This window comes from Elioraea rosea (assembly GCF_007644105.1).
GTDB lineage: Bacteria > Pseudomonadota > Alphaproteobacteria > Acetobacterales > Acetobacteraceae > Elioraea_A > Elioraea_A rosea.
Genome location: NZ_VFAC01000008.1, coordinates 15533 through 35564 on the forward strand (window position 1 = coordinate 15533; position 20032 = coordinate 35564).

19 protein-coding genes are annotated in these 20032 nt (G+C 69.5%); 8 read left to right on the forward strand and 11 right to left on the reverse strand.

Features of this window, described 5'->3' with window-relative positions; all coding sequences use genetic code 11:
- The first annotated feature begins 92 nt into the window (after positions 1-92).
- Together FIF60_RS07530 and FIF60_RS07535 are read left to right on the forward strand one after the other, a co-directional pair.
- Positions 93-1175, forward strand: a complete 1083-nt coding sequence (locus FIF60_RS07530) for an endonuclease/exonuclease/phosphatase family protein (RefSeq protein ID WP_204251132.1) — start codon at positions 93-95, stop codon at positions 1173-1175.
- A gap of 69 nt (positions 1176-1244) precedes the next feature.
- Positions 1245-2471, forward strand: coding sequence for an NAD(P)/FAD-dependent oxidoreductase (locus FIF60_RS07535; RefSeq protein ID WP_144185452.1), 1227 nt, complete (start codon positions 1245-1247; stop codon positions 2469-2471).
- A gap of 3 nt (positions 2472-2474) precedes the next feature.
- Here FIF60_RS07535 and FIF60_RS07540 read toward each other — a convergent pair whose 3' ends face one another.
- Complete coding sequence (locus FIF60_RS07540) at positions 2475-3176, reverse strand: dienelactone hydrolase family protein (protein ID WP_144185453.1); 702 nt, start codon at positions 3174-3176, stop codon at positions 2475-2477.
- 71 nt (positions 3177-3247) lie between these two features.
- Here FIF60_RS07540 and FIF60_RS07545 point away from each other — a divergent pair, with 71 nt between their 5' ends.
- On the forward strand, positions 3248-3967 hold the full coding sequence (locus FIF60_RS07545) for a DUF3047 domain-containing protein (RefSeq protein ID WP_144185454.1): 720 nt from the start codon (positions 3248-3250) through the stop codon (positions 3965-3967).
- Between the two features lie 226 nt (positions 3968-4193).
- On the opposite strand, the gene FIF60_RS07555 is transcribed toward FIF60_RS07545, so the two are convergent.
- The 7 genes from FIF60_RS07555 to FIF60_RS07585 all read right to left on the reverse strand — a co-directional run bounded on the left by FIF60_RS07555 (position 4194) and on the right by FIF60_RS07585 (position 11138).
- Entirely contained in the window at positions 4194-4493 is a 300-nt protein-coding gene (locus FIF60_RS07555) for a hypothetical protein (protein ID WP_144185455.1), read from the reverse strand.
- A gap of 265 nt (positions 4494-4758) precedes the next feature.
- Entirely contained in the window at positions 4759-5439 is a 681-nt protein-coding gene (locus FIF60_RS07560) for a hypothetical protein (protein WP_144185456.1), read from the reverse strand.
- A 105-nt stretch (positions 5440-5544) separates the two neighbouring features.
- Complete coding sequence (locus FIF60_RS07565) at positions 5545-6576, reverse strand: ABC transporter ATP-binding protein (RefSeq protein ID WP_144185457.1); 1032 nt, start codon at positions 6574-6576, stop codon at positions 5545-5547.
- On the reverse strand, positions 6566-7549 hold the full coding sequence (locus FIF60_RS07570) for an ABC transporter ATP-binding protein (RefSeq protein ID WP_144185458.1): 984 nt from the start codon (positions 7547-7549) through the stop codon (positions 6566-6568). Before FIF60_RS07570 ends, FIF60_RS07565 begins: the two co-directional genes overlap by 11 nt.
- 13 nt (positions 7550-7562) lie before the next feature.
- Positions 7563-8498 carry an ABC transporter permease gene (locus FIF60_RS07575; protein ID WP_144185459.1) on the reverse strand — a complete coding sequence of 312 codons (936 nt, stop codon included), beginning with the start codon at positions 8496-8498 and terminating at the stop codon, positions 7563-7565.
- 1 nt (position 8499) lies between these two features.
- Positions 8500-9483: an ABC transporter permease gene (locus FIF60_RS07580; RefSeq protein WP_144185460.1), complete on the reverse strand. Its 984-nt coding sequence runs from the start codon at positions 9481-9483 to the stop codon at positions 8500-8502.
- Positions 9484-9545: 62 nt separating this feature from the next.
- Positions 9546-11138 (reverse strand): ABC transporter substrate-binding protein, encoded by a 1593-nt coding sequence (locus FIF60_RS07585; protein ID WP_144185461.1) that lies wholly within the window; start codon positions 11136-11138, stop codon positions 9546-9548.
- A 353-nt stretch (positions 11139-11491) separates the two neighbouring features.
- Here FIF60_RS07585 and FIF60_RS07590 point away from each other — a divergent pair, with 353 nt between their 5' ends.
- From FIF60_RS07590 to FIF60_RS07600, 3 genes are all read left to right on the forward strand, one after another.
- Positions 11492-12088, forward strand: a complete 597-nt coding sequence (locus tag FIF60_RS07590; protein ID WP_158639109.1) for a hypothetical protein — start codon at positions 11492-11494, stop codon at positions 12086-12088.
- 148 nt (positions 12089-12236) lie between these two features.
- On the forward strand, positions 12237-13535 hold the full coding sequence (locus FIF60_RS07595) for an O-acetylhomoserine aminocarboxypropyltransferase/cysteine synthase family protein (RefSeq protein ID WP_144185463.1): 1299 nt from the start codon (positions 12237-12239) through the stop codon (positions 13533-13535).
- Positions 13536-13613: 78 nt separating this feature from the next.
- Positions 13614-14801, forward strand: a complete 1188-nt coding sequence (locus tag FIF60_RS07600; RefSeq protein ID WP_144185464.1) for a homoserine O-acetyltransferase/O-succinyltransferase family protein — start codon at positions 13614-13616, stop codon at positions 14799-14801.
- Positions 14802-14923: 122 nt separating this feature from the next.
- On the opposite strand, the gene FIF60_RS07605 is transcribed toward FIF60_RS07600, so the two are convergent.
- Complete coding sequence (locus FIF60_RS07605; protein WP_144185465.1) at positions 14924-16498, reverse strand: winged helix-turn-helix domain-containing tetratricopeptide repeat protein; 1575 nt, start codon at positions 16496-16498, stop codon at positions 14924-14926.
- Between the two features lie 181 nt (positions 16499-16679).
- On the opposite strand from FIF60_RS07605, the gene FIF60_RS07610 reads away from it, so the two are divergent.
- Both FIF60_RS07610 and FIF60_RS07615 read left to right on the forward strand, forming a co-directional pair.
- Positions 16680-16850, forward strand: coding sequence for a DUF1127 domain-containing protein (locus tag FIF60_RS07610; protein ID WP_144185466.1), 171 nt, complete (start codon positions 16680-16682; stop codon positions 16848-16850).
- On the forward strand, positions 16847-17812 hold the full coding sequence (locus FIF60_RS07615; RefSeq protein WP_144185467.1) for an EamA family transporter: 966 nt from the start codon (positions 16847-16849) through the stop codon (positions 17810-17812). Before FIF60_RS07610 ends, FIF60_RS07615 begins: the two co-directional genes overlap by 4 nt.
- Here the strand turns inward: FIF60_RS07615 and FIF60_RS07620 are convergent.
- A complete protein-coding gene (locus tag FIF60_RS07620; protein ID WP_204251133.1) occupies positions 17701-18588 on the reverse strand; it encodes a DMT family transporter in 888 nt (295 codons plus the stop codon). The genes FIF60_RS07615 and FIF60_RS07620 overlap by 112 nt on opposite strands.
- A 13-nt stretch (positions 18589-18601) precedes the next feature.
- Positions 18602-19960, reverse strand: a complete 1359-nt coding sequence (locus FIF60_RS07625) for a lactonase family protein (RefSeq protein ID WP_204251134.1) — start codon at positions 19958-19960, stop codon at positions 18602-18604.
- Positions 19961-20032 lie beyond the last annotated feature (72 nt).

The following is a 20032-nucleotide window of genomic DNA, read 5'->3' on the forward strand; positions in this document are numbered from 1 at the left end:
CGAGGTCCTCCCGACGCATCCTGCCCCAGCCGGGCCGGGAGGGCCAGAAGCTGCAACCCACCCGGGGTCGTTCCGTTAGGGTACGAGGGTCGATGATGGTCAGAGGTGTCGCCTATTGGACCGTGCTGGGGCTGGGGGCGGCAGGCGTCGCCGTCACGCTTCTGCCCCTTCTCCCATCCGACGATTCCTTCATCCGCGTCTGGGACTATCCGCGCGTCCAGGTGGTGATGCTTCTCGCGGCCGTGCTGCTTGTCTTGCCGCTCGTCCTGAGGCCGTTCACGCGGGGGCGCGCCTTCTTCGCCGCCGCCGTGGCCGGCGCGCTCGCCTGGCAGGTTGGGCGCATCCTGCCCTACACGCCAATCCATCCGGTGGAGGCGAGGCAGGACGCCGAGTGCGACGACGCTTCCCGCCTCAGCCTCCTCGTCGCCAACGTTCTCGTGACCAACCGCGAGGCCGGCCCCCTGCTCGCCCAGATCGATGCGCTGCAGCCCGATCTCGTCCTGCTCGTGGAGAGCGGGGAATGGTGGGACCGCGCGCTCGGGCCGCTGCGCGCCGCCTATCCGTATGAGGTCCGCCAGCCGCAGGATGACGGCTACGGCATGCATCTGTTCAGCCGGTTGGAGCTCGTCGGACCGGAAGTCCGCTTCCTGTTGCAGAACTACGTCCCGTCGATCCGGACCGGCCTCCGCCTCCGTTCCGGGGCGACGATCATGCTCTACGGCGTGCACCCCCGCCCGCCGCCGCTCGAGGACACCGAACGGCGCGATGCGGAGCTGATGCTCGTCGGCCGCGAGGTGGAGAGCGACCCGACGCCGGCCATCGTCGCGGGCGACCTGAACGACGTCGCCTGGTCGAAGACGACGACGCTGTTCCAGGACGTGAGCGGCCTGCTCGACCCGCGGGTGGGACGCGGCCCCTATCCAACCTTCAACGCGAACTGGCCGCTGTTGCGCTGGCCGATCGACCACGTCTTCTTCGAGGCGAGCTTCCGCCTCGTCGACCTGGCCGTGCTGCCGCATGTCGGGTCGGACCATTTCCCCTTCTTCGTCTCGCTCTGCCATGCGCCCGAGGCGGCGGCCGAACAGCGGAGGCCGGAGCCGAAGCCCGAGGATGCCGCCAAGGCCGAGGAGAAGATCGAAGAGGGGCGCGCGGCGGACGCGCGCGGCGGGGAATGAGCGGCGCGGCAATCGGGATTGGCGCATCCTGCGGCTGACCGGCAGGATCTGGAAAGGAACGGGTGCGGCATGGGCGTGAACGGGCAGGCGACGTCGCGTCGCGACCTCAGGACGGGCGTGCCGGTCTGGCTCCGGAACGGATACGGCAGGACCCCCGCCCGCCCGCTCACCGAGGACCTCGTGGCCGATGTCGCGATCATCGGCGGCGGCGTGAGCGGTGCGCTAATCGCCGATGCCATCCTGCAGACGGGCCGCAGCATCGCGGTGTTCGACCGGCGCGGCCTGGTGAAGGGCTCGACCCCCGCGAGCACCGCGCTCCTCCAGTTCGAGATCGACCAGCCGCTGACGCTCCTCGGCAAACGCATCGGCAAGGCGAAGGCGGCGCGGGCCTGGTGGCGCTCGGCCTCCGCGGTGAACGTGCTCCGCGGCCGGATCGAGGATCTCGGGCTCCGCTGCGGCTTCTCCGAGCGCAACACCGCCTATCTCCCCGGCAATATGCTGAACCTGGCCGACCTCAGGCGCGAGGCGGAGGAGCGCGCGGCCATCGGGCTTCGCTCGCGGTTCATCGGGCGCGACGAGCTCGCGAAGCTGACGACGGTCGAGGCGCCCGGCGCGATCTGGTCGTCCGGCTCGGCGGAGCTCGACCCTGCGAAGCTCGTGCGCGGCCTCTGGCGCTCGGCTGCCGAACGGGGGGCGCGACTTCACGCGCCGGTCGACATCACCGACGTCGACGCCGGGCGGCGCGGCGTGACGCTCGGAACCAGCGAGGGGCGAACGGTGCGCGCCAAGGCGCTGATCCTCGCGACTGGCTACGAGCTTGCCCCGATGCTCCGCCCGCGCGGCTACTCGATCATCTCGACCTGGGCGATCGCGACGAAGCGGCAGAAGCGGAAGCTCTGGCCGTCGCGCTGCCTGATCTGGCAGGCCGCAGACCCCTACCTCTACCTCCGCACGACGCCGGACGGGCGCGTGATCGCTGGCGGCGAGGACGAGGAGTTCGCCGACAGCGACAGGCGCGACGCGCTGATCGGAAGGAAGACCTCCCGCATCGAGAAGAAGCTGGGCACGCTGCTTCCCGGGCTCGACCCGGAGGCCGAGTTCGCCTGGGCCGGCGCCTTCGGCCAGAGCAGCACGGGGCTGCCGGCGATCGGACCGCTGCCCGGCGCGAAGGGGGTCTATGCCGTGCTGGGATACGGCGGCAACGGCATCACCTTCAGCGTGATCGCCGCGCAGATGCTGCAGCGCGCGATCCTGGGCCTGCCCGACCCCGACGCCGAGCTCTTCGCGCTCGACTGAGGCTCAGCCGAGCCAGCGTGCGAGGAACGATGCCGTGCGCCCGTTTGCGATCGCCGCGGCGCGCCCGTCCCAGTGCTGGCCGTCGACACGGGCGAAGGCGTGCTCGACGCCCGGATAGACATGCGCCTCGACGACGGGGTTGGGGGCGAGCGCGGCGAGCACGGTGCCCTGCGCGGCCTTCGGAACGAACTTGTCGTTCTCCGCGATGTGGACGAGGAACGGCTTGGCCACGCCGGAGGAGCCCTCTGCGAACAGGCCCTCGAGGCCGACGCCGTAGTAGGAGACGTTGCAGTCTGCGTCGGATTTCAGCGCCATCATCGCCGCCATCCTCCCGCCGAGGCAGAACCCCATCGTTCCGGCGCGCCCGTTGCAGCCAGGCAGCTTCCGCGCCGCGGCGAGCGTCGCCCTCAGGTCGTCGACGCCCTTCTCCTGGTCGAAGGCGTTGAGCAGCGCGAAGGCCTTGTCCCACTCGCCCTGGGTGCGGTCGGTCAGGTTCACGCGCGGCTCGAGGCGCCAGAACAGGTCGGGCGCCACGGCGATGAAGCCCTGGTCGGCCACGCCATCGGCGATCGCCTTCAGGGAGTCGCTGACGCCGAAGATCTCCTGGATCACCACCACCGCGCCGGCAGGCTTCGTCTTCGGCTCGGCGACATAGGCGAAGAAGCCGCCCGAGCCGTCTCTCGCCTTGATCGTGATCTCTGCCATGGTCGCGCCCCTCCATGCTTGGTGTGCGCGAGACCATACCGGCGCACGGTACGGCAGGCTAGGATGCGGCCATGAAGCGCGCCGTGACGCTCGCCCTCGTGCTGGCCGCGCTCGCCGCGGGCAAGCCCGCCGCGGCGGGGCTCGACCCCGCGCTCGCGACACAGGGCTGGCGCATGCTCGCCACGCCCGGCGTGCCGACGCTCTCGGTGGAGCAGGACGGCGAAACCACGATCCGGCTGCGCGGCGCTGCAGGCTTGGCGATCGCCTACCAGGCGATGCGCGTGCCTGTCGGGCCGAATACCTGCCTCGCCTGGCGCTGGCGCGTCGATTCCGGCCCGCCGGCGACCGACCTCTCCCGCACCGCGTCGGACCGCGCGCTTGCCCTCTGGATCGGCTTCGAGGCCGACGGCGAGAGGATGACGATGCTGCAGCGCTACCTGCTCGGCATGGCGCGGCTGATGTCAGGCCGAAGGCTGGTGCCGGGCTTCTTCCTCGTCTACGTCCATGGCGGAACGGGCGAGGAGGAGATCTGGCACCGCGCACCGCAGACGGGGCTGCTCGGCCGCACGCTCGTGCTCGAGCGGGCCGGCACCGCGGAGGGCGGATGGATCGAGCACCGTGTGCCGCTCTGGGGCCATTTCCGCGCCGCCTTCGGCATCGCGCCGACCGGCTTCGTCACCGAGGTCGTTGTCAGCGCCGATGGCGACGACACGGGCGCGGCGATCGATTCCCGCATCAGCGAGCTGCGTTTCGTTCCCTGCCGGAACCCCACCGCTCAGCCTGGGCGGTAGGCGAGCCGCAATCCGCCCCAGTGGCGGCCGCGCACTGTGACGGGTGCAGAGGAATCCTTCCTCATCACGAACTGGCCGCCGCCCGTCGCGCCGCTAGGTCTGAAGCGGGTGGGGCTTCGTGTTCCGGCCCGCGGCGAGGCCGGTGCGGTCGTTGAAGATGCGCCGGTTGCGGCAGTGCGCCGCGTTCCAGACCGAGTCGTTCCCCTGTTTGTGGCGGCATGTTCGGCTATGCGCGCTCGAGCGCAGCCTCGAACAGCGCCGCGATCTCCGCCGTTCCCTGCTGGACGGCGCGGATCATCGGTGCATCCTCCGTCGCCGCGCCGGCGCCGAGCGCGATGCCCATCGCCTCCTCCGCGGCATCGCGGGGAGACGCTCGAGGCGTTGAGCGTGAGGAGGTTATCTGGCCGGCAATCACGGCGATGCCGCCGGCAACCCGGCGAACGCGGGAGAGCGCCTCGTCGAGTGCTGCAAGGCTTGCGGTCGTGCCGTCTATGCCTTCGGCAAGCGTGGCGATCCGGCGTGACACCTCGCGGCCTGCGGCGACGGCGGCCTCGGCGTCATGGCGGGCTGCGGCGCCACCGCGCAGGCGATGTCGGCGACCTCACACGACAGCCCGTCGACGTGGCCTGCGATCGCCACGACCGTTGCCGTGCCGTCAGTCGCGCAACCACCGGTCGCCATGCTGCCCGCTGCGATACCGTCGAATGCCATCGCCAGCCCTGTCCGTCGGGTTCGGCCGAGCCCTCGACCGTCCGTGCGATCGGCTAGCGGCTGGTCAGTGGTCGCCGCCCCTACCAGGCGCACTCGTCGTCGAACACGTGCAGCACGAAGCGGGCATAGCTCTCGGCGTTGTTGAGGGCTTCCTCGGGCGTGAGCCCCTCCTCGACGAACACCCCGTTGTCGTAGGTGTAGCCGCGCTTGCCGAAATCGGCCGTGCTGGCGAACTTGTGGGAGGCCTCGTGGACGACGGTCTTGGCCGCCAGCTTGACGCCCTGATCGAGCCGGGCGGCACCGACATGGATGTCGCCACGATACATGACCTTCGTCGTGGCCGAGCCGTCGGAATCGTTCAACGATACGGTTCCTTTCGTCCAGCGGGGCTTCCGCGCTGTTGGATGAGTCTTCACGTAGCCCGCAGCACCCTTCATCGTCGTGATCTTGATGCTCACGCCCTGCGTCAGCCCATTCTGGATCAGCACGAGATTAGGACGGATGATGTCGAGCTCCGGCTGGCCGAGGCCGCCGCCGGTGCGGAAGAAGTAGCCGCCATATGTCTGGACCGCCTCGGATTGCTGCGCGCTGGAGAGCGAGGAGATCTGCGCGGCGACATAGGCGACCATGTAGCGCGCCCGCGTCACCGCTTCCGTGGCCTGTGCCTTCCGCTCGTCGGAGAGCCAGAGTCCGCTGTACTTGACGTGGATGGCGGGGTCGCCGGAGGGCGCACTGTTCGACTTCGACCGCCAGATGGGCATGATGCCTCCTTGCAATCGTGCTCTACGATACAGTCGCAACGGTAGCGAATCAGGCGCGGCACGCACAACGGCATGCGGCGCGCCTCGGGCGGAAGCCGGCCGGCCTCACGCCGCCAGCCGGCCCTCCTCGACGGCGTGGCAAGCCACCTGCACGCCCTCGCGCGTCACGAGCGCCGGCGCCTCCGCCTTGCAGCGGTCATTGGCGAAGGGACAGCGCGGGTGGAAGGCGCAGCCTGAAGGCGGGTTGATCGGCGAAGGCACCTCGCCGCCGACCGGCGTGCGCTGCCGCCCGGTCATCTCGAGGTCGGGAATCGCCTCGAGAAGCAGTCGCGTGTAAGGGTGCAGCGGCCTCGCGAACAGAGTCTCGCCCGGAGCGAGCTCGACGATCTTGCCGAGATACATCACGCCGATCCGGTCCGACATGTGGCGGACGACGGCGAGGTTGTGGCTGATGAAGAGATAGGTCAGGCCGAGGCGCTGCTGCAGGTCCTTCATCAGGTTCAGGATCTGCGCCTGCACCGAGACGTCGAGCGCGGAGGTCGGCTCGTCGCAGACGAGGAACTCGGGGTTCGACGACAGCGCGCGGGCGATCGAGATGCGCTGCCGCTGCCCGCCGGAAAACTCGTGCGGGAACTTCTCGGAATCCTTCTCCGACAGGCCGACCTGGCGCAGAAGCTGGCCCACCCGCGCCTCGATCTCGCCTCTGTCCCGCATCAGGCCGAAGGCGCGGATCGGCTCGGCGATGATGTCGCCGACGCGCCAGCGCGGGTTCAGGCTGGCGTACGGATCCTGGAAGATCATCTGCATGCGCCGCCGCACGGGCGCCTGCGCGGCGCGCGAGGTCAGCGTCGCCATGTCCGTGCCGTCGATGCGGATGGCGCCGCGCGTCGGCGTGTAGAGGCCGACGACGAGGCGGGCGACCGTCGTCTTGCCGCAGCCGGATTCGCCGACGAGCGAGAGCGTCGTGCCCCTGGGAATGGCGAAGGTGACGCCGGCGACCGCGTGCAGGATGCGCTTCTTCTCACCCTGCAACAGGCGGAACAGGAGCGGCTTCGAGACGTCGAAGTCGCGCGCGAGGTCCTCGACCTCGAGGAGCGGGCGCGCCTCGGTGGCAGCGGCGGCAGCGTCAAGCGGCATCGCGCGCCTCCCCCTTGGCATAGAGCCAGCACGCCGCACGGGTCGGCCCGTCCGTCGCCATCAGATCGGGGCGTTCGATGCGGCAGCGGTCGAACACCTTGGTGCAGCGCGGGTTGAAGGCGCAGCCGCGCGGTATGTCGGTGAGCCGCGGCATCGAGCCGTCGATCTGCCGGAGCCGCTCGACCCTGTGGGTGAGTGAGGGGATCGAGCCCATCAGCCCCTCCGTGTAGGGGTGGCGGGCGCCCTTCACCACGTCGCGCACCGGGCCGATCTCGGCGATCCGCCCGGCATACATCACGGCCACGCGGTCCGCCGTCTCGGCGATCACGCCCATGTCGTGGGTGACGAGCATCACCGCCGTGCCGTGCTCGCGGCAGAGGCGCTTGAGCAGCGCGATCACCTGTGCCTGGATCGAGACGTCGAGCGCCGTCGTCGGCTCATCGGCGATGACGAGCTTGGGCTCGGCGCAGAGAGCGAGCGCGATCACCACGCGCTGGCGCATGCCGCCCGAGAACTGGTGCGGATAGGCGTCGATGCGCTGCGCCGCACCGGGAATGCCGACATCCTCGAGCCACCGGATCGCGCGGGCGCGGGCATCGCGGTCGGACAGGCCGAGATGCGTCTGCATCGTCTCTGCGAGCTGGCGGCCGATCGAATAGAGCGGGTTCAGCGTCGTCAGCGGGTCCTGGAAGATCGCGCCGATCTGCTTGCCGCGCACATGGCGCATCTCCTCCGGCGCGATGTTGTCGATGCGGCGGCCGGCGAGCAGGACCTCGCCGCCGGCGATGCGGCCCGGCGGCTCGATCAGCCGGATGATGGCCGTGCCTGTGATCGACTTGCCAGCCCCGCTCTCGCCGACGACGCCGAGGACCTCGCCCTCGTCGATCGAGAACGACACGTCGTCGACCGCGGTGAGCACGCCGCGGCGGGTGGGGAACTCGACACGGAGATTGCGGACTTCGAGAAGCGGCATGGATCGATCGCCCTCAGCGCAGCCTGGGGTTCAGCGCGTCGCGCAGCCAGTCGCCCAGGAGGTTCACCGACAGCACCATCAGGGCGAGCGTGATGCCGGGGAACACCGTGATCCACCACTCGCCCGAGAACAGGAAGTCGTTGCCGATGCGGATCAGCGTGCCGAGCGAAGGCTGGGTGGGCGGCACGCCAACGCCGAGGAACGACAGCGTCGCCTCTGCAAGGATCGCGAAGCCGAGGTTGAGCGTGGCGATGACGAGAACCGGCCCCATCACGTTCGGCAGAACGTGGCTCGTCATGATGCGTGTGCTGGACAACCCGATGACGCGGGCGGCCATCACGTATTCCTTGTTCTTCTCGACGAGCGTCGAGCCGCGCACGGTGCGGGCATACTGCACCCAGTTGGAGATGCCGATCGCGAAGATCACCACCCAGAGCGCGATCCGGTCATGCAGTTCGCGCGGCAGGGCGGCGCGCACGAGGCCGTCGACCAGGAGGGCGACGAGGATGGCGGGGAAGGTGAGCTTGATGTCGGCGATGCGCATCAGCACCGCATCGGTCGTGCCGCCGACGAAGCCGGCGACGAGGCCGAGCGTGACGCCGAGCACCATCGCGAAGATCACCGAGCAGAATCCGACGAACAGCGAAATGCGCGCGCCGTACATGATGGTCGACAGCATGTCCCGGCCCTGGTCGTCCGTGCCGAGAAGGAAGTCCGGGTTGCCCCCCTCCACCCAGGCCGGGGGGTTGAACGCATCCATCAGGTTCAGCGTGGCGAGGTTGAACGGGTCATGCGGGGCGATGACCGGGGCGAGAACGGCCGCGCCGATCAGAGCCAATGCAACGATCGCCGAGACGATGGTGAGAGGCGAGTGTGAGAAGCTGAACCAGAGGTCGCTGTCGAGGAACCGGGAGACCGGGCCCTTCCGGGCGGCGATGCTATCGGCCATCTCAGCGCGCGCTCCCGGCGAGCGAGCCGCGAAGCCGTGGATCGACAAGGTAGTACAGGAGATCGACGACCAGGTTGATGATGACGAACAGCAGCGCGATCATCATCAGGTAGGCCGCCATGATCGGGATGTCGGCGTTCGACACGGCCTGGATGAACAGAAGCCCCATACCGGGCCACTGGAACACCGTCTCCGTCACGATCGCGAAGGCGATGATGGCGCCGAGCTGCAGCCCCGTGATGGTGATCACGGGAACGAGCGTGTTCTTCAGCGCGTGCCCGAAATGCACCGCCCGGTTCGAGAGGCCGCGCGCGCGGGCGAACTTGATGTAGTCGGTCCGCAGCACCTCGAGCATCTCCGCGCGCACCAGCCGCATGATCAGCGTCATCTGGAACAGCCCGAGCGTGATCGAGGGAAGGATCAGCGCCTTCAGCCCAGAGGCCGTGAGGAACCCCGTCGTCCACCAGCCGATGGCCACCGTGTCGCCGCGCCCGAAGGAGGGCAGCACCCCGAGCATCACGGCAAAGACGAGGATGAGAAGGATGCCGATCAGGAAGGTCGGCAGCGACACGCCGATCAGCGATATCGTCAGGAAGAAGCGCGACAGCCAGCTCTCGCGGTAGAGCCCGGTGTAGACGCCCATCGGCACGCCGATGGCGAGCGCGAGGAAGGCGGCGGTGAAGGAGAGCTCGAGCGTCGCCGGCGCGCGCTCGAGGATGAGGTCGGACACGGGCCGCGCGAGGCGATAGGAGAGGCCGAACTCGCCCTGCACCGCGTTCTTCAGGTACTCGAAGAACTGCACGAAGAAGGGCTGGTCGAGCCCGAGGTCGCGGATCAGCGCCTGGCGCTGCGCCTCGGTGTAGTCCTGGCCGAGCATAATCGCGACCGGGTCGCCGACATAGGCGAACATCGCGAAGCTGATCAGGCTCACCGTGAACATCACGGGCAAGGCCTGGAAGAGGCGGGAGACGATGAAGGCGAACATGCCAGGCCCTGCTGCCCCGCGCGCGGCTCAGCGCCGTGCGCGGGGCTCGAGAGGTTGCGTCGTCAGTTCACGCGCACGAAACGGAACTGAGGCTGGTTGTTTGCCTGGTGCGGCATGGCGATGTTCGACCGCACGGCCCAGGGCACCATCTGGTGGTGCAGCGGGATGTGCGGAACGTCCTCGCGGTAGATCTTCAGCGCCTCGCGGATCGCCGCGTTGCGCTTCTCCGGGTCGAGCTCGTTCTTCATGGCGGTGACGAGCTGATCCATCCGCGGGTTCGAGTACCGCCCGTAGTTCCAGATGCCGTTGCCCTGGGCGCCATCCCGCGTCGCGAGAAGCGACTGGAAGGAGTAGAGCGCATCCTGCGTCGGCACACCCCAGCCGAGCAAGTAGATGGAGGTATCGTCGCGTTGGATCTTCGGGAAGAAGTTGGCGAGCGGCATGGCGTTGAGGTTGGTCTTGACGCCGATGCGCGTCCACATCGCCGCCACTGCCTGGCAGATCGCCTCGTCGTTGATGTAGCGGTTGTTCGGGCAGTCGAGCGTCACCTCGAAGCCCTGCGGGTAGCCCGCCTCGGCGAGGAGCTGGCGCGCGCGCTCGGCGTTGAAGGGAAGGCGCACGTCCTCCTCCTTCACGTAGCCGTTCACCTGCTCAGGGAAGAACGTTCCCGTGACGATCGCCTGGCCGCGCATCACGCGGGTGCGGATCGCCTCGATGTCGATCGCATGGTAGAGCGCCTGGCGGACGCGCAGCTCCTTGAACGGGTTCTTGCCCTTCACGCTCGAGTAGAGAAGCTCGTCGCGGGCGACGTCCATCGCGAAGAAGATGGTGCGGATCTCCGGCCCCTCGAGCACGGAGATGTTCGGCGCGCGCTTCAGGCGCTCGAGGTCCTGCAGCGGCGGGTCGAGCACGAAATCCACCTCACCCGACAGCAGCGCGGCGATGCGCGTGGCATCGGAGCTGATGGGCCGGTAGACGATCTCGGTGACGTTGGAGGTGTTCTTCGCCGTGTCGGCCCAGCCCCACCAGGCATCGTTGCGCAGCATCACGGTGCGCACGTCGGGCTCGCGCACCGAGAGGCGGAACGGCCCGGTGCCGTTGGTGTTGCGCACCGTGTGCGTCTCCTCGCGCGCGCGGGTGTTCTGCGGCGCGGTGACGTTGTTCTTCTCCGACCACTCCTTGTCCATCATGTAGACGGAGGCGATCTTGTTGGGGAGGATCGGGTCGGGGATCTTGGTGACGATGTCGACGGTGTTGTCGTCGACCTTCTCGGCCTTCTCCACGGTGTCGACGAAGATGCCGTAGTTCGAGGTCGGCGCCAGGGCGCGGGTGATGCTGAACACCACGTCGTCTGCGTTGAAGTCGGCCCCGTCATGGAACTTCACGCCGCGGCGCAGTTCGAACCGCCAGCGGTTCGGCTCGACCTGGCGCCAGGCGGTGGCAAGCCCGGGCTCGAGGGCGAGGTCCTTGTCGCGCTTGATCAGCGGCTCGTAGATCTGCTGCAGGACCATCGTCACGGTACCGAGGTTCTGCGAGTGCGGGTCCATCGTGTTGGGATCGCCGCTCGCAGACCAGCGAACGGTTCGTGCATCGGCCGCACCAGCGGCAGCGAGCACGCCAACGACCGCCGTGGCGGCCAGAAGGGCAGCGCGCATCGTGAAATCTCCCCTATGGTTTCCGGGCCGGTCTTCGCAGCCCGTTCAGCCAGCGTTCTAGCTTAAGCCCGGGCGGCGACCAAGGGGTGCGCCAGCGAGGGGCAGGGCGAAGTCCGGTGCGATCGTGCAACCAGAGACTTTGCGGCAAGCGGCGCAACATCGTCTAAAAAATAAACCTTCTTGCGTTATTTGACGTAGAGTGCGACAACCGTCTGACGGCTCAACCCCTGCATTGCAGGGCCGGAAACGGGGCCAACCTGGGAGCATTGAAGGCCATGCGCGCACTCGGATTCGTTGCTGGTTCGATCGCCGCCCTAGCCCTCGCCTCCCCAGGCGCCAAGGCCTCCCCGGTCATGCACGCGAGCACGGAGGCGTTCGTTTCGATCGCCTACGCGCCTGGCAGCAACAGCACGCTCGGCCAGGTTGCAGCTGAAAGGCGCGTCATCGGCAACATGTTCGACGGCTCGAATGCCACGCTGCTCTCGCTCGGCCTCGGCGGCAGCATCTCGTTCCTGATCGCGCCGACGGAGAACACCATCATCGGCTCGACGGTGTTCGAGCTCACCAATCTAGGCTCCGGCCACAAGGAGCGGGCGCGCCTGTTCCTCGGCAACGATCTTGGCGACTGGGTCGAGATCGGAACGCTGCTAAACCAGGAGTTCGGTTCCCAGGTCATCAACCTCAACCCGCTGGTCGCGAGCCTCGAGGTGGTCGCCTTCGGGCCTGCCACGGGCTTCGGGCTCACTGTCCTCGAGGGGTCGTTCAACTCGCTCCGCCTCGTCGATGCCTCGCCCACCACCGGGCGCAACCTCGACGGGTTCGACATCGCAACGCTCTCGATCACCTCGCTCTCCCGCCCCGTCGCGATCCCCGAACCGGCCGCGGCGCTCCTGCTGTCTGTTGGCCTTCTCGGGCTAGCGATGGGCGCCCGGGCGCGCGCCCGGGCCTGATCGGCACGCGCCGCCGGGGCCGGGGCGGCAAGTCTCAAGACAATCTCAAGCCCTTCCCAACCCCGCCTGAAAGTCTCGCGGTTCCGTCTCCCGTAGGGTCCTGCCCGTGGCCGCGCCATCCCGGGCGGCCCTGGGAAAGGACCAAGCCATGAAGACCGCGACCACCCTCCTGCACGCAGGGCACCGGGCCGATGCCGGAACCAACGCCGTCGCCGTGCCGATCCACATGACGACGTCGTACCAGTTCGACAGCACCGAGCACGCGGCCGACCTGTTCGCGCTCAAGCAGTTCGGCAACATCTACACGCGGGTGATGAACCCGACGACGGACGTGCTCGAGAAGCGCATCGCCGCCATGGAGGGGGGCGTGGCCGCGCTCGCCGTGGCCTCCGGCCAGGCAGCGACGATGATGGCGATCCAGAACATTGCCCAGGCGGGCGACAACATCGTCTCCTCGACCGACCTCTATGGCGGGTCGTGGAACCTCCTCGCCAACACGCTGAAGACGATGGGCATCGAGGTCCGCTTCGTCGACCCGACCGACCCCGAGAACTTCCGCCGCGCGACGGACGCGAGGACCCGCGCCTACTACGCCGAGACGCTGCCGAACCCGAAGCTGCACGTCTTCCCCATCGGCGAGGTCGCTTCCATCGGCAACGAGCTCGGCGTGCCGCTGATCGTCGACAACACGGCCGCGCCGTTGATCTGCAAGCCGTTCGCGCACGGCGCCCATATCGTCGTCTACTCGACGACCAAGTACATCGGCGGGCACGGCACGGCGATCGGCGGCATCATCGTCGACAGTGGAACGTTCGACTGGGAGAAGCATGCCGCCCGCTTCCCCATGCTGAACACGCCCGACCCGTCCTACCACGGCGCGGTGTGGACCGAGGCGGTGAAGCCGATCGGGCCCGTCGCCTACATCATCAAGGCGCGCGTGACGCTTCTGCGCGACGCAGGCGCGGCGATGAGCCCGTTCAACGCCTGGATGTTCCTGCAGGGCCTCGAGACGCTGCCGCTGCGAATGGCAAGGCACAGCGAGAACGCCGCGAAGGTCGCCGCCTGGCTCGATGGGCACCCGGCCGTCGCGCGCGTCGTCCATCCCGGCCTGTTCGAAGGCATGCAGGCCGCGCGCGCGCAGCGCTACCTCGAGGGCGGCATGGGTGGGCTCGTCGGCTTCGAGCTGAAGGGCGGCCGCGCGGCTGGGCGGGCCTTCATCGATGCGCTGAAGCTCTTCTACCACGTCGCGAACATCGGCGACGCGCGGAGCCTCGCGATCCACCCGGCAACGACAACGCACAGCCAGCTGAGCCCCGAGGCGCAGCTCAAGACGGGCGTGACCGAGGGGTACGTGCGCCTCTCGCTCGGCCTCGAGGACATCGAGGACATCATCGACGACCTCGACCAGGCGCTGGCGGCCTCGCAGCCGGCGGCCGTGGCCGCCTGAGGAAGGCGGCCCGGGGGGCGGGCCCGGCGCCCGCCCCCGTCTCCCCCGCTCGCCCGCACCGGCAAGAAGGAGGGTGCGATGCCGATCCAGCTTCCCCCCGGGCTTCCCGCCGCCGCCGCGCTGCGCGAGGAGGGCATCGCAGCTGAGGATGCCGGCACGGCCGCGCAAGGCTCGCTGCGCATCGCTCTCGTCAACCTCATGCCCGACAAGCCGACGACGGAGGTGCAGTTCGCCCGCCTTCTCGGCGCCGCACCCGGGACCGTTTCGCTCTCCCTCTTCGCCGCAGACGGCGGCGGCGCACGGCGCACCGCCGAGGCGCATCTCGCGCGCTTCTATACCCCCTTCACCCGGCTGCGCGCCGCCGCGGTCGACGGCATCATCATCACTGGCGCACCGCTCGAGACCATCGCCTTCGATGCCGTGCGCTGGTGGGGCGACCTCGCGTCCCTGTTCGACGATGCCGCCGCCGAACGCGTTCCGGTGCTCGCCGTGTGCTGGGCGGCGATGGCCGCTGCCTGGCACGGGCACGGCATCGACAAGCAGGCACTGCCGCGCAAGGCGTTCGGGCTGTTCGCCCAGACGGTGCGTGACCGTGCCGCACCGCTGATGCAGGGCATCGGCCCGCGCTACGTCGTTCCGGTCTCGCGTCACGCCGCGCTGCGGCCGGAGGCGTTCGAGGGCGCCGAGGCCTGCGTGCTTGCATCCTCGCCCGCGGCAGGCGTCTCGATCGCAGACAACGCAGCGAAGGGCGTGACCATGGTGCTCGACCATCTCGAGTATGACGGCGAGACGCTGATCGGCGAGTTCCTGCGTGACCGCGCAGCAGCCCTCCCTGTGCTCCCTCCCGCCGGCCTCACGCGCGAGGCACGGGCCGAGCTTCCCTGGCGGCCTGCGGGGCATCTCCTGATGCGGAACTGGCTCGGCCGCGTCACCTCCGCCGCGGCGCACCGCCGGCCGCAGGACATGATCGGCTGGCTGCTTGCCCCTGCGCGCGAACCAGCGGCGGCGGGCGAGCTCGTGCTCCGCATCGAATCGGGAGCGGAGCCTCTTGGGGGCCTCATCGCGCTCGCAGAAGCGTGGGGCATTGGCCTCGCCGCCTTCGCGCGCCATCCCTCCGGCACGCTCCTGACGGTGACGCTCGCGGTCACGACGGCGCGCGAGGCGGCGGAGGAGCTTGCGGCGCGCACCCTAGGCCTTCCCGGCGTGCGCGAGGCCTACCTGCGCGGGCCCGGGCATGCCGGAATGGCATTCCGCGCCGCTGCATAGAGCAGCGCCCGACCTGATGGAACCGGCTTCGGTTCCATCAGGTCGGGCCAAGCTGCGCCAATCATTTGGGGCTTGAGAGCACGACCTTCCGATCGATTGATTCCAATCGATCGGAACATGCTCTAGCGCTCCGGCACGCCGGCACGTCGAAGGCCTTCGGCGAAGCGGGCGATGAACGCCTCGTCGGCGCAAAAGAAGAAGTCGTCGCGCGCGCTGGCAATGGTGAAGCCGGGATGGCTGCGCGCAAGCTGCGCCACCGCCTCGCGCGCCTCCTCGCTCCGCCCGAGCAGCCCGAGCGTGGCGATGAGGTTGACGAGCGGGCGGTGGCTCGCGCTCGGATGCCTGAGCGCCATGCGCAGAAACTGCGCCGCCGCCTCGAGCTCGCCGAGCATGAGGTGCGCAGTGCCGCGCATCATATGGAACGTCCAGAGATGCGGGTCGCGCGGGCTGAGTTCCGCCGCCCGTTCCGACAGCGCGATGGATTCCTCGGCGCGGCCGCACCAGGTCAGGGTGAAGCCGAGGGCGAAATAGGCCTGCGCGAAGGAGGGGTTCAGCTCAATCGAGTGCTCGAGCGCGGCGATCGCCGGCTCGTACTGGCGATAGGCGGTCAGCGCGCGGCCCAGCACGCAGTGGCACATGCAGTCACGCTCGTCGAGCGCGACGGAGCGCTGCGCCGCGGCAAGTGCAAGGGCAAGCCGCTCCGGCCGCATCTCCGGCTCGCCGGCGAAGGCCTGCTGCAGGTTCACGTAGGACAGAGCCGCGTGCGCGCGGGCGAGCCCTGGCTCGATCTCTACGGCGCGACGGAAGCACGCCTCCGCTTCCGCAAATCCAGGCGCCGTGAACCCCCAGAGATGGAACAGCCCACGCTGGTAGCACTCCCACGCATCCAGGCTGCCAGGCGGCTTGCGCGCGGCGAGCTCGCGTTCGACGGCGGCGAGCTCGGGCTCGATCACGGCGGCGATGGCCTCGGCCATCTCGTCCTGGATGGCGAAGATGTCGTCCAGCCTGTGGTCGAAGCTCTCCGACCAGAGCTGGGTTCCAGTTTCCGCCGAAACGAGATCGGCGGTGATGCGCACCCTGTCGGCCCGCCTGCGCACCGCGCCTTGGACGAGGTAGCGCACGCCGAGCGCGCGCCCGATCTCCGCCGGCGGCAGGCCCTGGCCGCGGAACGGAAAGGTGCTGTGGCGGCTGAGCACGGTGAGCCAGCGATACCGCGCGAGCAGGCGGATGATGTCCTCTGTCAAGCCATAGGCGAAATATTCCGTATCGGGTGCGCCACCCTCGTTGGCGAAGGGCAGGACGGCGAGCGAGGTTCGGCCCATCGGCGGGAGCGCCGCGCGCGGCGCCGCTTCGGGCGCCGGCCCCGGTGGCGCGTCGGCCTCGGCCTTCTCCTCCCCTACCTCGGCGACGAAGCGGAACCCCCGCTTGTGCACCGTGCGGATCAGCGCCTGCTCTTCGCCGCTGTCGCCCACTGCGCGGCGCGCGGCGTTGATCCGGCTCGAGAGCGCTGCCTCGGAGATCGCCCGCCCGCCCCAGATCGTATCGATCAGCTCGTCCTTGGAAACGACACGGTCGCGGTTCCGGACGAGATGCGCGAGCAGGTCGAACACCTGCGGCTCGACATGCACAGGCTCGCCCGACCGGCGAAGCTCCTGCCTGTCGAGGTCGAGCTCGCACGACGCGAATCGAAGGCGCATCGAATGCCGTCCTCGCAGTTTCTTGCTTGGGCCAAAGGATACCACGGGCGGGGCGCTGGCAAGTTCTCACGGAAATCTCCAGCGGTCGCGAAGCCCTCCTTCAAGCGGCGGCCGGCCACTGGCGGGAAAAAGGGAGCGCCGCGCCACTCCCGGCGCGAGCCGACGCATAGGAGGTTCCGCCATGTTCGCCACCCGTCTCGCCGATACCGTCGCAGCGCGTCTTGCCCTCTGGCATGAGCGTTCGGTCGGCCGGCATGTCCTCTCGCTGCTCGAGCCGCGCCTGCTGCGCGACATCGGGCTCGATCGCGCGAGTGCAGCGCAGGAGGCGGCCAAGCCGTTCTGGCGGCCATGACCGCGCAGGCCTCGCCAGGCGTCGGCATCGCGGCCGCGCTCGCCGCAGCGCTGATCTGGGGCGGCACGCTCGCTGCGGTACGCGCAGGCGTGGCCGGCGCCTCGCCGCTCCCGCCCGTCGATCTCGCGCTTCTGCGCTTTGTTCCGCCGGCACTTCTCGCTCCGCTTCTGTTGCGTCGGGCAATGTTGCCGCCGCTTCTGCCGGGTCTCGCTCTGGTCATCGGCGGCGGGGCACCATTCGTGCTGCTGGTCGCGCTTGGGATGGCGGCCTCGCCGGCCGCGGAAGCGGGCGTGCTTCTTCCCGGGTCATTCCCGCTCTGGGTCGCGCTTCTCGGCCGCGCGTGCGTGGGTGCGCCTGTCGGTGCGGCGCGATTCGGCGGCCTGGCTCTCGTCGCCGCCGCGCTCGGTAGCATCGCGCTTCCCTCTGCCGGCGGCGGCGCGCCGATCCTGCTCGGCGCCTCCGCACTCGCGGCGGGCTACACGCTTGCCCTGCGCCAGGCGCGCCTCGCCCCCCTCGCCGCCGTCGCCTTCGTCTCCTCCATCTCGGTTGCGCTGTTGCTTCCTGCCCTGCTCGCCCCTGGCATGAGCCACCTTGCCGAGGCGAGCGCGGGCACGATCGCCACCCAGCTGCTGCTGCAGGGCGTGCTCGCCGGGATAGCCGGGCCGGTGCTCTTCGCCACAGCGATCGCCCGGCTCGGCGCGGCGCGCGCAGCGGCCTTCGGCGGCCTCACGCCGGGCGCGGCGGCGCTGTTCGGCCTCGTGCTTCTCGGCGAGGTGCCGGACGCGCCCGTCGTCATCGCCCTCGCCCTCGCCGGGCTCGGCGTTGCCATTGCAAGCCTCGCGCGCGCGCCTCAGCCCCGCCCGCGCTCCGGCCGCATCGCCACGATGCCCGCTGCGATCACCACCGCCGCGCCGGTTACCGTCGTCACCGAGAGGCTCTCGCCGAAAAGCGCGACGCCGTAGACCGAGGCGAAGACCAGGTGGAGATAGGCCAGCGGCTGCAGCCTGCTCGCCTCTGCCGCCGCCAAGGCGCGGATGTAGAGGGAATGGCCGAGGGCCGAGATGAGGCAGAGCAGAAGCATCCAGCCCCAGTCGGCCGGAGGGGGCGGGTCCCATGCGAAGGGCACGACGAGGCTCAGCGCGGCGGCGCCGGCCACGCCGGTATAGAACAGGCTCGTCTCCGGCCTGTCATGCGCCGCGACACGGCGCGTCATCAGTGCATAGCCCGCGAACATGACGGCTGCGGCGAGCACGAGAAGCGCATCGGCGCTGACCGCTTCGGCTCCCGGACGCAGGATGAGGAGCGCGCCGCCGAGCCCGGCGAGGATCGCGAGCCAGCGGCGCAGCGTCACGCGTTCGCCGAGCGTCGGCCCCGACAGCGCGACGACGAGAAGCGGTGCTCCGGCGAACAGCGCATGGGTCGCGACAAGGCCGAGACGCGTGAACCCTTCGATGATCATCGCCACCTGGGCAGCCAGCAGCACGCCTCGGCCGACCTGGACGAACGGATGGCGCGTCCGCACGGTGCGCGCGAGCCCGCCCGGGCTGCGCGCACCGATCGCGAGGACGAAGAGCACGAAGGCCCAGTAGCGGATCGTCAGAATGGTCAGCACGCTGGCCTGCTCGGCCAGGTGGCGGGCGAGCGCGTCCTGCGTGGCGAATAGCGCCATCGCCGCCGCCATGTTGGCGAAGCCGCGCCGTGGGTCGGCCGATGCGCCGTGCAGCGGTGACGACGTCACGGCGCGGCGTGCATCAGCGCACGAGAACCATCGAATGGGCGCCACGCGTCACCGGCACCGCGTGGGCCGTCTTGACGAGCTCGATCCGCGCGGGATCGATCGGATCGCGGGCGACGCGCCAGAAATCGACCGATCCGCCCGCGCGGCGATCGTCGAAATGATCGTAGGTGACGACGGCAAGGAATCGGCTCGAGGCATCGAAGGCGGCCGCCTCGGGCAGGATGCCGTCATACGCGAAATCGCCGACGCGGCTGAGCGCCCCCGTCTCCGGGTCGAGCCTCAGCAGAGTGATCGAGGAGAAGAAGGTCTGTCGCGCATCGTCGTAGGGGAGGTAGCTGCGCTCGAGATTGGTCGTGGCGACGAGCGTGCCGTCGGGGCTGATCGCGATACCCTCGGGGCTGACGCCGGTCACGGCGCGGGAGACGAGAGCATGGCGGGGGTTGCCATCCGCCGCCGTTCCCGCTGCGAGGCGAACGCTGACGACACTGCCGCGCGGCGCTTCGTTCCACGTCCCCTGCACATCCGGGCCCCAGTAGAGCGCATTGGCAATGGCGTGGCGACCATCGGGCGTGAAGCGCACCATGTAGGGCGCCTTCTCGATCTGCACGACATTGCCGTGGGCCTCGAGCGAGAGGATGCGTCCGGCACCCGCGATGCGCACGAAGGAGAGTTCGCCCCGCGTCTCGTTGACCAGCGCCAGCATCGGCTCGCTCGGATGGAACTCCGCATGGATCAGCCGTTCGCCCTCCCGCCAGCGCGGCACCGCTGGCGCCGTCGGCTCGCCGAGCCGGCCGTCGCGGAACGGGTAGAGAAGAAGCGGCGTGCGCGCGCCGTCGCCTCCCGGGTTCACCGCGATCGCGACGAGCGACCCGTCACCGCTGATCGAGACCGCGTCCGGGCGTTCCGGTCCGGCTACACGCTGCACGATGCGCGGGGCGGACGGATCGGCGAGGTCGATCACCGTCAGGGTGCGCCCGTGGCGCAGGTCACGGAACGTGTGGTCCTCGCGCCCGTCATCCGGCCGAGGGGTGAACGTCTCGACGACGATCGCGAAGCGGCCATCGGGCGAAACCGCGAGCGCGACAGGCGGGCCGGCGACGGAGTTGCTCGCCTCGACGGCATGCGCCCGCAGATCCCGCGCATGCGGGCCGAGAGGAATGACGCTGAGCGTGTCGCGACCCTCGCGAGGACCGAGCCTGCCATCGACATAGGCCGAGGCGACCATGTCTGCGTCGGAAAGAGCGAGCAGGGCGCGGCCCTGGAACGCGAGCGGTGCGGCGCCATCGTGCCCGAGGGCCGGCGGTGCCGGCCAGGCGAGCCAAGTGCACAGGGCGAGCCCGAGGGCACGCCCGGAGAGGGGGGATGTCGTCATCGGATGCTCCCATATAGAGTGCGTGCACTCACTAAGGGAACGAGCGCATGTTTTACAAGCTAAGTCGCTTCA